This window comes from Leptolyngbya sp. CALU 1928 (assembly GCF_056784215.1).
Genome location: NZ_JBXBCE010000004.1, coordinates 71,685 through 85,751 on the forward strand (window position 1 = coordinate 71,685; position 14,067 = coordinate 85,751).

General features: G+C 49.1%; 13 protein-coding genes and 2 pseudogenes. 1 reads left to right on the forward strand and 14 read right to left on the reverse strand.

The genetic code is table 11. The features are described 5' to 3' along the window. Positions 1–78: 78 nt before the first annotated feature. The 13 genes and pseudogenes from AC1S5B_RS19960 to AC1S5B_RS20020 all read right to left on the reverse strand — a co-directional run bounded on the left by AC1S5B_RS19960 (position 79) and on the right by AC1S5B_RS20020 (position 12,388). Positions 79–3,423, reverse strand: coding sequence for an efflux RND transporter permease subunit (locus tag AC1S5B_RS19960; RefSeq protein ID WP_482037446.1), 3,345 nt, complete (start codon positions 3,421–3,423; stop codon positions 79–81). 12 nt (positions 3,424–3,435) lie between these two features. Further along, positions 3,436–4,794 carry an efflux RND transporter periplasmic adaptor subunit gene (locus tag AC1S5B_RS19965; protein ID WP_482037447.1) on the reverse strand — a complete coding sequence of 453 codons (1,359 nt, stop codon included), beginning with the start codon at positions 4,792–4,794 and terminating at the stop codon, positions 3,436–3,438. 11 nt (positions 4,795–4,805) lie between these two features. Next, positions 4,806–5,147 carry a rhodanese-like domain-containing protein gene (locus AC1S5B_RS19970; protein WP_482037448.1) on the reverse strand — a complete coding sequence of 114 codons (342 nt, stop codon included), beginning with the start codon at positions 5,145–5,147 and terminating at the stop codon, positions 4,806–4,808. 5 nt (positions 5,148–5,152) lie between these two features. Continuing rightward, positions 5,153–6,010: a radical SAM protein gene (locus AC1S5B_RS19975; RefSeq protein ID WP_482037449.1), complete on the reverse strand. Its 858-nt coding sequence runs from the start codon at positions 6,008–6,010 to the stop codon at positions 5,153–5,155. Then, positions 6,007–6,411, reverse strand: coding sequence for a hypothetical protein (locus AC1S5B_RS19980; protein ID WP_482037450.1), 405 nt, complete (start codon positions 6,409–6,411; stop codon positions 6,007–6,009). Before AC1S5B_RS19980 ends, AC1S5B_RS19975 begins: the two co-directional genes overlap by 4 nt. A 115-nt stretch (positions 6,412–6,526) precedes the next feature. After that, a complete protein-coding gene (locus tag AC1S5B_RS19985) occupies positions 6,527–6,739 on the reverse strand; it encodes an ArsR/SmtB family transcription factor (protein WP_482037451.1) in 213 nt (70 codons plus the stop codon). Positions 6,740–6,749: 10 nt separating this feature from the next. After that, positions 6,750–8,045 (reverse strand): NAD(P)/FAD-dependent oxidoreductase, encoded by a 1,296-nt coding sequence (locus AC1S5B_RS19990; RefSeq protein WP_482037452.1) that lies wholly within the window; start codon positions 8,043–8,045, stop codon positions 6,750–6,752. Between the two features lie 89 nt (positions 8,046–8,134). Continuing rightward, a complete protein-coding gene (locus tag AC1S5B_RS19995; protein ID WP_482037453.1) occupies positions 8,135–8,356 on the reverse strand; it encodes a YgaP family membrane protein in 222 nt (73 codons plus the stop codon). Between the two features lie 231 nt (positions 8,357–8,587). After that, positions 8,588–9,380: pseudogene (locus tag AC1S5B_RS20000) on the reverse strand (IS1 family transposase). Between the two features lie 221 nt (positions 9,381–9,601). Beyond that, on the reverse strand, positions 9,602–10,327 hold the full coding sequence (locus AC1S5B_RS20005) for a hypothetical protein (protein WP_482037454.1): 726 nt from the start codon (positions 10,325–10,327) through the stop codon (positions 9,602–9,604). Beyond that, positions 10,294–10,809, reverse strand: coding sequence for a hypothetical protein (locus tag AC1S5B_RS20010; RefSeq protein ID WP_482037455.1), 516 nt, complete (start codon positions 10,807–10,809; stop codon positions 10,294–10,296). Before AC1S5B_RS20010 ends, AC1S5B_RS20005 begins: the two co-directional genes overlap by 34 nt. Before the next feature lie 279 nt (positions 10,810–11,088). Beyond that, positions 11,089–11,226 (reverse strand): annotated as a pseudogene (locus AC1S5B_RS20015) (IS1 family transposase); the annotation flags it as partial. A gap of 337 nt (positions 11,227–11,563) precedes the next feature. Continuing rightward, entirely contained in the window at positions 11,564–12,388 is an 825-nt protein-coding gene (locus AC1S5B_RS20020) for a peroxiredoxin-like family protein (protein ID WP_482037456.1), read from the reverse strand. 76 nt (positions 12,389–12,464) lie between these two features. On the opposite strand from AC1S5B_RS20020, the gene dinB reads away from it, so the two are divergent. Beyond that, complete coding sequence (dinB, locus tag AC1S5B_RS20025) at positions 12,465–13,562, forward strand: DNA polymerase IV (protein WP_482037457.1); 1,098 nt, start codon at positions 12,465–12,467, stop codon at positions 13,560–13,562. A 15-nt stretch (positions 13,563–13,577) separates the two neighbouring features. Here the strand turns inward: dinB and AC1S5B_RS20030 are convergent, their stop codons facing one another. Next, entirely contained in the window at positions 13,578–14,048 is a 471-nt protein-coding gene (locus tag AC1S5B_RS20030) for an FHA domain-containing protein (protein ID WP_482037458.1), read from the reverse strand. Positions 14,049–14,067 lie beyond the last annotated feature (19 nt).

The following is a 14,067-nucleotide window of genomic DNA, read 5'->3' on the forward strand; positions in this document are numbered from 1 at the left end:
GTAGGAGAGTGGAAGGATAAGTGGATGTGATAGATGAAATGGGCTAGATCTGGGTGAGTGAAGAGTCCTATCATCGCGTTATCCCATCATCTCGCCAGTCGTTATTTCGACAACAGGTTGATCGACATCAACGTTAGTCTCTTTCTGCTTGCCTTTGCGATTGCGCCAGAGTTTGTAATAGAGAATGGGCACCGCCGATCGCGACAGTAACAGGGAGGCGACTTCACCTGCCATGAGCGAGATGGCTAAGCCCTGAAAAATGGGGTCAGTGAGAATAATGGCTGAACCTACCACTACAGCGGCAGCAGTGAGCAGCATGGGACGGAACCGGACGGCTCCTGCATCAATCACGGCTTCTTCTAAGGGCATTCCTTCCTTCAGCCGTAACTCAATAAAGTCCACGAGAATAATCGAATTCCGCACCACAATGCCAGCTCCGGCGATGAAGCCAATCATTGATGTTGCGGTGAAGAAGGAACCCATTAACCAGTGGGCAGGCATAATGCCGATCAGCGAGAAAGGAATGGCCGCCATGATTACGAGGGGGGTGGTAAACGATTGGAACCAGCCCACTACCAAAGCATAAATCAGCACTAAAACCACCGCAAAGGCAATACCGAGATCGCGAAAGACTTCGTAGGTGACTTGCCATTCACCGTCCCACTTGATCGCGTAAGTTTCAGTGGTTGGGGGCTGTTCCGTCAGGTAGGTCTGAACCTTGGTGCCCGTGGTCGGAACGAGCTTATCGATCTGTGGTTGCAGGTTGAGCATGGCATAGACCGCACTTTCGACTCTGCCGGAAACGTTACCCAGGATATAGACAACAGGCTGCAAGTTTTTGTGATAAATACTGGTGTCTGCCGTAGTCGTTTCCGTTTTCACTAAGGCACTTAAAGGGACTAAATTACCATTGGTTCCTTTGAGGTTGAGGGCTTTTAGATTATCCAGGCTGGTACGGCTCGATTGACTGAAGCGCAGATTAATCGCCACATCCTCACGCGCATTTTCATCATGCAGAAGCCCGACATTTTGCCCTGATAACGCCATTTGCAAGACCTCTGAAATTTGGGTGGGACTGATGCCGTTTAATGCAGCTTTCTCGCGATCGATCACCAGGCGATAATCGGTCTGCGGTGCTTCCACATACCAGTCCACATCCACGACCCCATCGGTTGACTGATACAACTGGCGAATTTCTGTGGCGAGGTCAATCTGTCCTTGATAATCGGGACCATACACTTCAGTCACCAGCGTTTGCAGCACTGGAGGTCCAGGGGGAATTTCGGCAACTTGAATCCGGGCACTGTAGCGATCGCCAATCTCCTTGAGTTTCGGACGAATGGCTTTGGCAATGTCGTGGCTCTGGCGTTGGCGATCGCCTTTTGCTAAGAAGTTCACCTGAATATCGGCAAAATTGGCACCCGATCGCAAAAAGTAGTGTCGCACCAATCCGTTGAAATTGTAGGGAGAAGATGTGCCGACATAACTTTGATAGTGAATCACTTCAGGCACCGTGGCGAGGTATTGCCCCATTTCTTTTGTCGCTCTGGCGGTCTGTTCCAGCGTTGTGCCTTCCGGCATATTCACCACTACTTGCAATTCGCTCTTATTGTCAAACGGCAGCATCTTGAGAATCACGAGCTTATAGCCTGCCATTCCGCCGACAATCAGCACCAGAGCTAACACCGTTGTCACCAGAAAAGCTGTTCCCCAGCGCGGATAATGAATCAGTGGAACCATAAACCGACGATACAGCTTACTCAGCGCATCCTCTCCGTGATCATGGGCGGTGAGGCTTGCTCTGCTGAATACCTGCATTGTTGTCCAGGGCACCACAATGAAAGCGACCAGGGCTGAAAAGATCATGGCAGCAGAAGCACCGAGTGGAATGGGTAGCATATAGGGACCCATCAAGCCACCGACAAACGCCATGGGCAGGATCGCTGCAATGACCGCCAAGGTAGCCAGCAGGGTGGGATTGCCAACCTCATCCACTGCTTCCAGCACGATTTGCTGCAAGGTGCGCCGCCGATTGGTAGACCGTTGCAAGCGCGTTTTATTTTCGGGCAATTGCAGATGGCGACCGACATTTTCCACGACCACGATCGCATCGTCTACCAAAATCCCAATGGAGAAGATGAGTGCAAAGAAGGTGACTCGATTGAGCGTGAAGTGATAAAAGACAAAGCTGGCAAGAGTGAGTGACAATGTGACGGGAATCGAGACTGCCACCACCATTGCCTCTTTTTTGCCCATCACAAACCACATGAGGAGCGTCACGGAACCGACCGCAATCAGCATATGAAACAGGAGTTCATTCGATCGCTCTGCGGCAGTCTCACCATAGTCCCGCGTGACGGTTAGATGAACGTTGCTCGGAAGATAGTTGCGTTTAATTTGCTCAAGTTTGTGCAGCACATGATGAGAAACCTGAATCGCATTGGCTCCAGAGCGTTTGGCGATCGAGATCGTGACGGCTTCAGTTTCTCCAATAGACTGCTCTGGTTTTGTCTGCTTCGTTTCGTTTTGCTTTCCCTGTCCAAAGAAGACATAGCTGGCAGGTTCTTCTGAACCATCGGTGACGGTTGCCACATCACGCAAATACACAGGTTGATTGTTGGCAACGGCAACGACCAGTCCTTTTGCGTCTTCTGCCGATCGCATAAAGCTCTGGGTTCTGACCAGAAACGATTGATTATTCTGGTTGAAGGCACCGCTGGCAAGTTCAGTGTTTTGAGCCTGCAAGGCTTTTGAGATCTCTAGCGGGGTTAAGCCATAGGCATTCAGTCTTGTCGGATCGAGGTCTACTCGCAGTTGTCGCTTCTGCCCACCGATAATCGTCGTTTCAGAAACATCCGGCACTTGCTTGATTTGTTCATCTAACTGAGCTGCAATTTGCCGTAATTCGGCTCCCGTGCTTTGCTCACCCCATAAAGTCAAAGTCAAAATCGGGACATCATCAATTGACCTCGACTTAATCAATGGTTGTGAGACACCGGGCGGAATCTTGTCAAAGTTGGCGTAGAGTTTGTTGTAAAGCTGCACCACAGAATCTTCTGTGTTTTGTCCCACCAGAAAGCGCACAATCACTAGAGATGAACCGGGACGCGAGGTGGAGTAAACATATTCCACGCCGGGAAGTTCTTTGATCAACTTTTCCATTGGCGCGGTGACACGCTGTTCCACATCTTTTGCCGAGGCTCCTGGCATTTGGACAAACACATCTGCCATCGGTACAGTAATTTGCGGTTCTTCTTCCCGTGGCAAAATCAGGATCGCTCCAATCCCCAACAGCAGCGACACCAGGATAATCAGGGGTGTCAGCTTAGAGTCGATGAACTTTTTGGCTAAGTGACCCACAAACCCTAACTTGTAAGGATTTGAGGATGGAGATTGATGTCCATTCGGTTCGGTGTGCATCATTTCTTGATTCCCCTATTTCCGCATGGCGATCGCTTGCCCATCGCTGAGTTGACTGATGTTGCTGGTAATGATGCGATCGCCCGTCATCAAGCCCGACACAATCTCGACCTGCCCCTCTCGTTGTTGTCCTGGTTTCACCCAACGCAAAACAGCCGTCGATTGAGATCCCCTCGTTTCTGCCACATACACCCCTTGCAATTGCCCCCGTTGAATCAGGGCATTAGTAGGGACGAGAATAGTTTCTTGTTTACCACCGACTGGTAAGGCAATGCGCCCAAACATCCCAGAAATGAGGCGACCAGAATTATTGAAGGGAATCTTGATCAGGAAACTCCGAGAGTTGGCATCTGCGACTGGCACAATTTGCCCAATGGTGCCATTTAAGGTTTGATTGGCAGCCTCTACCTGTACTTTGACGAGTTGACCGACGCGCACAAACCGTAAATTCTCTTCGGGTACAGCAATCTCCAGTTGTAGTCTGTCTGGATTTTCAACTTTCAGTAATACCGTTCCCGGAGCGGTCATTTCTCCTTCGTAGGCAAGTTTCTGCACCACCACCCCATCGAAGGGAGCGATCACGGTTCCGTAGCTTTCACCTATCGAAGCTGAGGTTACACCGGATTTTGCCTGTTTTACTGCCGCCTGAGATTGGGAGATTGCCGCTTGAGATTGACTAATCGCTGCTCGTGCCTGCTCAATCCCCGCATCTGCCTGTGCAACTTTAGCCTGTGCTTGCGCTAGAGTTGTATTTGCCTGATCCAGACGGTCTTGAGAAACTGCCCCTTCTGCCCAAAGTTTTGACATCCGGCTTTGATCAATTCTCGCCATTTGTAGTGCTGCTTGAGCTTCAATTTTCTGCGACTCGTATTGGTTGAGCATTGCCTGAGTACGAGATAGGTCGGCTTGTCTCTGAGCGACTGTAGACTGTGCCTGAGCCACACCCGACTGTGCTTGACTGGTTTGAGCCGTCATGTCCTTGACATCAATCTGGGCAAGGATATCGCCCTTGCGGAAGCGATCGCCAGACTCTAACGACAACTGAGTAATTCGTCCCATTACCCGTGTTGATAGGGTTGCCTGGTCAACTGGGCGAATCGTACCCGAAAGTTCTAGGGTATTGGCGATCGCCTGGGAGCGAAGGGTTAAGGTTTCAACGGTCGTTGCTGGAGCCATCGTGGTCTCTGGTGCATGGGTCGAATGGGTGAGTTGCAGAATGCCCCAAGTTCCCCCTGTGAGTAGTAATGTGCCTCCTAGCAACAGTCCCCACCCCTTTCGAGAAAGTTTTGGTGCGGGAAGGTTTTGCTTAACTGATCCCGCGATTGTTTCATCGAGCGATTCATTTAGCGAGTTATTTGAGGTGGTATGAGTCATTGTTTTCTCCTTTAAGGGCGATTGCCGCGCTGCACGGCATATCCGTTGCTTTGCCATGCCAGTAAGCCACCTTGCAAGTTGTAGACCTGACGGTAGCCTTGAGAGACTAACCATTGCGCGGCGATCGCACTTCGATGACCTGACAGACAAGTGATAGCGATTGCCTGGTCTTTGGGAATGTCCTTAAGAATGCGATCGCGGTTTAATCGTTGTGCGCCTGGAATATGTCCCATCATGTATTCCAGGCAGCCCCGCACATCAATGATCAAGAGTTGCTTTTGACGTGACTGGAGTTGGGCGGGAGTTAATAAAATTGAGTTTAGGGATGATTGAGGCACAGAGTTAGCTTTCATTCTCTTCATGAGTGACTCACATGGAGTGGATAACGAACTGGTATTTCAAGCGTGTTTTGGATGCGATCAGCAAATCTCTGTAATACTTCCACTGAGACAGGTTTGAGCGATCGCACTAGATCAGACTGAGGGTTATTCAATTGAGGATTAGGAGGATGATTTCCTCTTGACTCCAGACTATGGGTCAATGGTTTGGGACGAGTGGGTGTATTGAGCTGAATTTCATCCGGGCATAATGCCTGCATCCGGGCAATGTATGTTTCTTGCTCTAGCTCATCCCACGGGCTTAACAGCATGGTTTGAATGGCTAGATGCCCGGAGTACAGGCGACGAAATTGTAATATCCCTGCCCAAAGGGTCATCAGGTCAAGCTCTGGCAGCGGTCGATTCACTCGATGAAACTGACGTGTATTCACAGCGTCAAATTTGATGGCAACCTGATCAGCGATCGCTAACGCCTCTCGAACCAAGGCATCGGGGAGCAAGCTGCCGTTGGTTAACACGACTGTAGGCTTGTTTGTAACGATCTTAGCAGTTGCTAAAATCTCTCCTAAATTGAGTGCCAACGTGGGTTCTCCGCTACCGCTTAACGTGACGCAATCCACATCCCACGGCGCAAAGTGCTGCAATTCTTGATAAATCTGTTGAGTTGGGACAAAGATGCAGCGCTGAAGGCTTTGATGCTCAATCTCCCCTAGTTGGCAATAGACACAGTTGAATGAACAAGTAGAGACTGAACCAATGGGGTCAATCCCCAGCGATCGCCCAAAGCGCCAAGACTGAACTGGGCCATAAACCGCTGTAAAAGGCGATGGTATGGCAGCGATAGGATGCAACTGCTGGTTTGAATTTTGATTAGTCATGAGGTTTCCACTCGTTCCATCACAGAGAATGACTTGATGAATGGTTTTGCCATGCGGGGATCTTTAATCATGGCAGTGTAATCTCCCACTCGAAATTGTAATTTGCGGCTCATGTACGCCATACTCAAACCCATCATGTTCAAGCCCTTGGTTCTCCACCGTTGCCAGTGGTCGCGATCGGCACGTAAATCCCAATTCAGCTTTTGCCCGTTGTATACCCCCGCAGAAACTACCCGTCCCTCTTGAACGGTAAGCACGCCTGTCGGGATTGGATCGTGCTCAAAACCGTAGCCAATTACTGAATTGAAATGAATCTTTGCAAGCGCATCGGCGAGTTCTGGTTCTGCATTCCATTGCTCACCAAATGCCTGCATCCATACGGGTGAAAATAAGTTTGCCATTGAAGTTTCTCCAAGTTGATCGTGATCAAAGGGGACAATGAAGTTGAGCATTACTCCTGACTAGCATTTGAGACTTTACGAGTACGAGCACACAAAGCAAGTAAATCCAGATCAATCACCCGGTAATACCGCCACACCCTTCCCGGCGACAGTCCACAACGCCAGCAGCTTTCATGAGCCGTAAGTGTTTTGAGACATTGCCCTGAAGTAAGCTGGTGCGATCGCAAATTTCCTGTACACTATGTTCCTGATTGCAGAGTGCTGCTAGAATCTGCAGTCGGGTGGGTTCTGCCAGAATCTTGAAGCGGCTTGCGAAGACTATTTCCATATCCCTTGTTTCATACTTTTACCTCCATACGCTCTGTGCTTGGAGCAATGGGTTCTACCAGTGGTAGCCCGATCGCCCGAAAGCCCCAACGCTCGAACCAGGGAATCGTCCAGCCTAAGCGCATCTTCGTCATAAAGTATTTCTCAAAGCCTGCCTTCATCCACGACACCCAGATGCCGTGATAGGTAAGCGCACGGTGGCGATGCCCGGACTGATCCGGTAGCAACGGATCGGCTAAAAAGAGCGCTCCAGTATTGCCAAAATCTGCGAAGCAAACCGCTTGCAGGGTGGGTTGATACTGAGAACCAGTAGTCACCCCTAACGCCAGGGCAATATTATGGGCAACCGCCAGCGCCATTTCTTCAGACATCAATCCCACCTTGGGAGCACCTGTGGGGATGGGGGTTTGCTCCACTGCTTTGAGTTGGGTGATCACTCCCACGGCGTAAATCGACTCAAAGTCAGGGTGACGATAGGTCGGCAATACGGGGATAAACCCCTTGGCATCGGTTAAACCCGGTGCTTCCCGCAGGAAACGGGGTCCCCGGAAGGGCGGCAAGACCATCACAAATTTAGCTGGAATCTTGCGCCCATCCGCCAGGTAAACCGCGTCTGGTGCAAAATGTGAAATCGCTGTGTTTTCCATTAGCTCAATTTCCCGCGCTGCCATGAATTTACGCATCAGCCAGCGCGAGTTAGCCATGCCGCCGATGCCCAGATGCCCAGCGTAGGGTTCTGAGGTAATGAACGTAATCGGGACTTGCGATCGTAGCCCCTTCTGCTTCAAAACGTGATGGATCAAGAAGGCAAACTCATAAGCAGGACTAAAACAACTAGCTCCTGGTGCTGCACCTACAACAATTGGTCCTGGATCGGCTAAGAATTTCTCCCATGCTTCCCTCGCCAACACCGCATGATGCGGATTACACACCGATTGAGTGTAACCGCCCTCCGGTCCTAACCCTGGAATGGCATCCAGTGCCAATTCTGGTCCCGTAGCAATGACGACATAATCGTAATCCACCACCCGGTCGTCTGTTGTAATTTGACGCGACTTCGGATCGATGGCAGTAACGGCAGCATGAATAAATTCGATGCCATGCCGAGGAACAATTGCAGCTAAATCTAACTGGATTTGATCGAGAGACTTCAACCCCAGCGCAACCCAGGGTAATGACGGCACAAACGTAAACTTCAGTTGATTTGAAATGAGCGTAATCTGATGTTCATGCGGCAAGACATGCCTCAATTCATAGGCAGCAGGCAAGCCTCCGAGTCCAGCCCCAATCACAACAACGCGAGCCATAACAGCGACTCCTAAAGATTAAGTTTTAAATCGAGTCTTGAGTAATAAAAGCAGGGAGAAGGAGAGGGATACTTTATCTCGTCATCCCGTCATCCCTCTCTCACCCCTATCTTTGTTAGCAGCACAATTAACGGACACCAGTTGGTAAACGCTGATTGCAGCAGGTTCAGTCCCACAAAGGCTGTTAACCCTAACCAGCTTGGATGGCTTAATGATAGCGACAAACTCACGAGTACGATGCTGCCTGCAATCAAACGTATCCACTGATGTTGAGTCCAAGGTTGTTTACGACTGGTCATCGGCTTCAGCATGTCACCTCCATAGAGTCGATAAGATTATTATACTACTATACAGTTATATAATAGATAACTTAAGCGATGCGAAATTTTCACATGGTCGCCGGCATCGGTTCACCTGTACAACCTCTTCACTCACGAGGACAATACAACCAAATATGAGGTTAGACTAGCGCCTCAGGAGGGAGATAAATAATATGTCTTCACTCCAATGGTTAGGTCGTGTTCTAGACCTGTGAAAGTACTTTAGACGAGCAAACCAAACTCATAGCGGTTGATGAATAAACCAATGACCACATCATGTAACCAAGTTGACTTAGAAAAGCAGATGGTTTTGCGAGCTAACCGCTTAATCCGAGTTCGTCAAGTTAGATGTTTATGCTCAATCATTTGAGTACTGCGTTTGCCCACTGTATGAAACGTCGGATCAAGATGGCGTGATGCCTCCGGCAGGCTACGCCAACATAAGCCCCCAGCCATCTGTATAGAACTGCATGATGCCAAAGGTTCTAACATCGCTTTAAGTTCGAGGAAGGCACTACCCTTGATGACTGGACAACACGTATGCCAACACTTCACCTGTTTCATGGTCAATGGCGTGCCACAACCACCGTTGCTGTTTTTTTGACCCCACGTAGCTCCACATTTCATCGGCTTCAGCCTCCAAGTCTTGCCACTGGCACAGTTTAACGATCGTTTGAGTGGGTTCAAGCTGTGCCAATCGCGCCTCATTGACTGCTGTGAGAGGTCGATCTTTTTTAAGGTTTCAATCACTGTGGTTGGACTAATCTGCAATACTCGCGCTGTGTCTCGTAGGCGTAGACGTGCCGCAGGCTATGCCACTCCCATTGACTGCCATGTCTACAATCTGCTGTTTGACCTCCGGCAAATAGCCTCGATAAGCATAGGCTCGAAGGTCGGTGCTGCGACTGCATTCCGAATTGCGACACTTGTAGCGTTGTTTACTCTCCTCAGAGTGACCGTGCTTGACCACGTTATTGCTTCCACAATCAGGACAAAGAACAGGTTCCAAAACCATGCTGTAAGTTCACGGGTAAACGTCTGCCTGTATTCTCGCATTTCCACAGGTCTAGAACATTACCCCTACCACTGACTCCTCTTAGAGTTTGAATTTGGAATTGCTGATCATTCTGGATGTCAGAGGAGCGTGAAACTTTAGAGTGGAGCCAAGTTCAAGTTCAGTGCTTTAGCATTTGCATCGCGAGTGAATCTCCTGGTTGTCTTCCGATTGAAGACGCTCTATGGTACTCTATAGATTTTATCCACTGGCAACCTTTCAAATCTCACTGTGATCGATTGATAGAATTCGTTTTGCCTCAAACTTACCTTGTGATTTTGGAAATTTCCCAACAGCAGCCCCAGCCAGATCTCCACAGGCACTAGATTTAATGCCTCGCAAAGCTCTGGTAAAGTTGAAACCACTTCAATTCCATCTTGCTGTTCTATCCACGCCGCGATCGCCTGTGACCAGTGAGTAGGGCTATCATTCCCTGCAAGTTCTAGAATGTCTACCAAGTCGAGAGCAGCGGATTTTTCAACAATATGAGCCACTGACCAATTGGAGTCAGGCTGTTTATCCGATTTATTCTTGGAACCTTTGCGACGTGAAGACGGCTCCAGAAATGCATCGACATCGATACTCATAGACTGCCGAATGTAGCTATCTAAAGCATCCACTTCAATCATTGGGAAGACGGCAGGTTGTCTGGCAAACTCCCACGAATCAAGCAGTTGATTGGCTTTCTGGTCATACACTCTAGCAATGCGAGAGACAATATTTCCCGCAGCTTCTAGCTTCTGATGGAGGGGCAGGTTGAGATGTGCGATCGCGCTTTCAAGCTCGTCGCACATTTCATGGATACTTCCCTGTTCTGGGGTATTTTCAGCTAGGTTGAGGGAAGATAAACTGAGTTCTAGCTGCTGGTTTATTACTAGATCTGTGAAAACGGTGTCGAAATTGGGCATCGACTGATATTCCTCTCAACTTTAGTAGCGAAACGGGGAAAAGGCTTGCCCTGATTATATTGTTCTGAAAACTGCTCTGAAAAAGTGCGGAGAATTTTTGGCATTAGTCCCGTTACCTGATTGCCGCGCATCCCCAAGCAAGAGATGGGCTGCATATGAGCAATTTTTTGAGTTCCTATCCACAGTTCGGCTGCGATCGCATGAATTGGAGCGTCCTTAGTGAACTCCTCTTTGTAAAGTACCAGGACTACAGCAGCAACCTGAGAAACTGACAATTCAACCTCTGGGAAAGCTGGTTTTGCTAATTTGTAGGCAACTTGTCGCTTACTATTGCGATCGCTCCGGTTTCGATAATGTGAGCGTCGTTTGTGGCATCGGGCAATATCCCAGCAATCATCACCCTCTTTACCATGAAGCGAGATGGCTTCTTCCACAGTAAGTTTGGAGCATTTTAAGCACTTGGCATTAATCCTTGGAGACATCCGCCCATTCCTTTTCCTTTCGAGCGATCGCTTTTTTGTGGATTTTATCCATGACTCTTATTCGTCAGACTTTCGTAAGACAAAGATATTAAAGCAATATCTTTTATCAAAACATTGGTATTCTTGAACTATTACAGCCTCACTCTTTCATCAGATGCTTACATCTCATCACAGCCACCCATTATCAACCCGATAATCTAAAGCAGATTTGCCTACCCAGCGTTCCTATATTTGCAGCAAAGTGGTGAAATTCATGGCGTTGCTGAATATAAATATGACTTACTGCGGGACGGGCACATCACCAAATTTGAGGTAGTGCAGTAGCAATTGAATAGAGTACTTCAGCATTTCTATGAACTTGGAATAGCACAAGGTCTTACGATGCAACCGGGCAAGATAGTGTCGCAATCGCGTATTCCACGGGTTTATTTAGGGGTAACAAAGGTGCAATTCTTGCCACTCAGCATCGGTTAAATCACTGCTATAAGTTTTGAGTTGTCCCATGTCTTAACCTTGATACAGCCTGATTTCTTAACAGGATTTTTAGCTGAATTCGTAAACCTACTCGCAATAGTTATTTACAAACGTTCTCTAAGGGGTAGCTGTGCGCTCATCTCGCGGGTTGTCAATGATAGCCCTTAGTTTACTCAAGAAAGGAGTGAAGCCGCGATGCATAAAATGCGTTTGAGCAAAGCCTCCAATCACTCACTTCTGCACACTCCAGCAGGACTGCAATGTTATCAACTTCACCCGATTAGAGAGTCAGGGTATCAGGGCTAGCATCACCAGAGAGAAAGGGTTCAGCCCATAAAAACGAGAGTGGGTCACTCATCTGGGCGGCGAAGCCCAGAATGCTCCTGTCCCGATGTTCATAAAGCAACTCACCATTGCCATCAAACAGAAACGTTGCACCCCGCTGAGTCATATGGGTTGCATCCGGCACGTAGGTTTTCCAATGTCCCAACACCTCTGCCATATTCTTCAACCGCAGGGTTGCCAGTTCAAACGGACGCTGAAAGCCCTGACCCCCCGCCAGGTTAAAGAATGAACCTTTCAAGGGCGGTAAAGGAGTGGCTTTCACCACCTCATCCTCGGCAATCAGTTGGGGAGCATGGCGATCGCCCCTATAGCCGCGAAACACTTCTGCCAGGGTTCCTGGACTGCCGATCCCAGCACACATCAACATCAGATTCAACCAGGCGTTTTGCCCTGGAGATAGCAGAGGCACTTTAAGCGATAGACCTGGATAAAGACCCAGTTGCCGATGGAGTTCTGCGGTTGGATCGATGAATAACCAGTCCGGGGGAAAGCCCGTGTAGGCGCAAAACTGCTCACCCGAAGCGCGATCGCCAATTCCAACGGCGCGAATCGTCAATTTCGCGGCCTGGAATGGCTCCATATATTTGTGTAACCACCAGGCATACTCCAGGCTATCGAAATCTCCCAGTTGCGGCAGTACCAACACGAGGAGTCGGGTAGCCAGGTCACACCCCTCTAGAATAAAACCCTGCTGACCATTACCCACCCGTTGCCGTCGAGTTTGGTTCAAAATAGGGTACGGATTTATCTCAGCAATCATGGTTCAGAATAGTAAGCAACCCTGTGATAATACCGCTTGGGTAAAATTCTTTTGCGCCCATGCGGCTTCATCGAACATGATGTCTGAGCCTCGCAAAATTATCCACATTGACATGGATGCGTTCTTTGCATCTGTGGAGCAGCGAGACTTTCCGCAGTATCGAGGCAGAGCGATCGCGGTAGGCGGACGACCCGATCAACGCGGTGCGGTGGCGGCTGCCAGTTATGAAGCTCGTCAATATGGGGTTCATTCCGCATTGCCCTCGCGCATTGCCCAGCAACGGTGTCCCCACCTCATTTTTGTCCCTCCCCGGTTTGAAGTGTATCGGGCGGTTTCCGAGCAAATTCGAGAGATTTTCTATTCTTACACTGACCTGGTAGAGCCACTGTCACTCGATGAAGCCTATCTGGATGTGACTCAAAACAAGCCAGAAATTCCTTCCGCCATGGCGATCGCCCGAGAAATCAAAGGGGCCATTCAACAAGAAACCGGACTGACTGCCTCCGCCGGAGTGTCCATCAATAAGTTTCTATCCAAGATTGCCTCTGGGTTAGATAAACCGGATGGACTACACCTGATTGCCCCCGAAGCGGCAGCAGCCTTTGTGGCTAACCTGCCCATTGAAAAGTTCTACGGAGTGGGGGCAGCGACGGTACAAAAGATGCAAAACCTGGGAATTCAGACGGGAGCGGACTTGAAGCCATGGGCAGAGGCAGATTTGGTGACTCACTTTGGCAAAGCGGGTCGGTATTACTATCGAGTTGCGAGGGGCATAGACGATCGCCCAGTCAACCCCAACCGGGTTCGCAAGTCGATTGGGGCAGAGCAGTCGTTTGCCGCAGAGCTGGAGGCCATTGAACCGATGGTCGCTGCTTTGGAAAAACTGGCAGCAGAAGTGGTAACTCGCATGGAAAAACACCAGCGGTATGGCTACACGTTGACTCTGAAGATTAAATACGCTGACTATCGGCAGATTACTCGTGCCCAAACCATAGATGTGCTGTTTAAGGATCAGCAGAGGCTTTGCAATCGGGCGATCTCGCTGTTGGAGGAACACTTGGATCGATCGCGCAAAGTTCGATTACTGGGACTCACGGTTTCCAACCTGGCAGAGCCAACCCTATCCCCACGAGTTCAGCAACTTTGTTTAGAACTACCCCCCTTTTTTCGATGATTTTGAGTTGTCAGGCTATGGAATGCGGCTGAAGCCTGCATCTGGCAACGCTTCCGCCCTAAAATCAGGTGTGAAGGGATAAGGTTTGCGCGGCCTGTAAGAATTCGGGTCAGGTGGATCTTCATCACTGATGGATGGCGGCGGCTCAGAATAATAGACCATCTCAGCTAAACCTAAAATGATTTCATCTCCATGCCGCAAATAATGGATCTCTTGCTTCTTTCCATTCACCCACATTCCATTTTCACTAGGCTTCCCAATTAATTCACCGTCCACAAACTGGTAATTGCCATCAACAATTCGATAGCTGAACATACCACCTTGATGAAGATTTTGAATTAAGGTGGCGTGATACCGCGAGGTAAATCGAGAATTCAAAATGATGTCGCATTGAGGATCACGACCCATGGAATAAATCGGTCTATCCAGCACGAATTCATGGTTCCCCGTTTCATCTACAACAACCAACCGATGAATAGATTGCATGAGCATTTATTCCAGAAGA

Coding starts and splice junctions, on each gene's coding strand:
- AC1S5B_RS19990 (WP_482037452.1), bottom strand. CDS start 8,045: ATGGCTCGCGTTGTTGTGATTGGGGCTGGACTCGGAGGCTTGCCTGCT.
- AC1S5B_RS20030 (WP_482037458.1), bottom strand. CDS start 14,048: ATGCAATCTATTCATCGGTTGGTTGTTGTAGATGAAACGGGGAACCAT.
- AC1S5B_RS20005 (WP_482037454.1), bottom strand. CDS start 10,327: ATGCCCAATTTCGACACCGTTTTCACAGATCTAGTAATAAACCAGCAG.
- AC1S5B_RS19965 (WP_482037447.1), bottom strand. CDS start 4,794: ATGACTCATACCACCTCAAATAACTCGCTAAATGAATCGCTCGATGAA.
- AC1S5B_RS19970 (WP_482037448.1), bottom strand. CDS start 5,147: ATGAAAGCTAACTCTGTGCCTCAATCATCCCTAAACTCAATTTTATTA.
- AC1S5B_RS20010 (WP_482037455.1), bottom strand. CDS start 10,809: ATGTCTCCAAGGATTAATGCCAAGTGCTTAAAATGCTCCAAACTTACT.
- AC1S5B_RS19995 (WP_482037453.1), bottom strand. CDS start 8,356: ATGCTGAAGCCGATGACCAGTCGTAAACAACCTTGGACTCAACATCAG.
- AC1S5B_RS20020 (WP_482037456.1), bottom strand. CDS start 12,388: ATGATTGCTGAGATAAATCCGTACCCTATTTTGAACCAAACTCGACGG.
- AC1S5B_RS19975 (WP_482037449.1), bottom strand. CDS start 6,010: ATGACTAATCAAAATTCAAACCAGCAGTTGCATCCTATCGCTGCCATA.
- AC1S5B_RS19985 (WP_482037451.1), bottom strand. CDS start 6,739: ATGGAAATAGTCTTCGCAAGCCGCTTCAAGATTCTGGCAGAACCCACC.
- AC1S5B_RS19960 (WP_482037446.1), bottom strand. CDS start 3,423: ATGATGCACACCGAACCGAATGGACATCAATCTCCATCCTCAAATCCT.
- dinB (WP_482037457.1), top strand. CDS start 12,465: ATGATGTCTGAGCCTCGCAAAATTATCCACATTGACATGGATGCGTTC.
- AC1S5B_RS19980 (WP_482037450.1), bottom strand. CDS start 6,411: ATGGCAAACTTATTTTCACCCGTATGGATGCAGGCATTTGGTGAGCAA.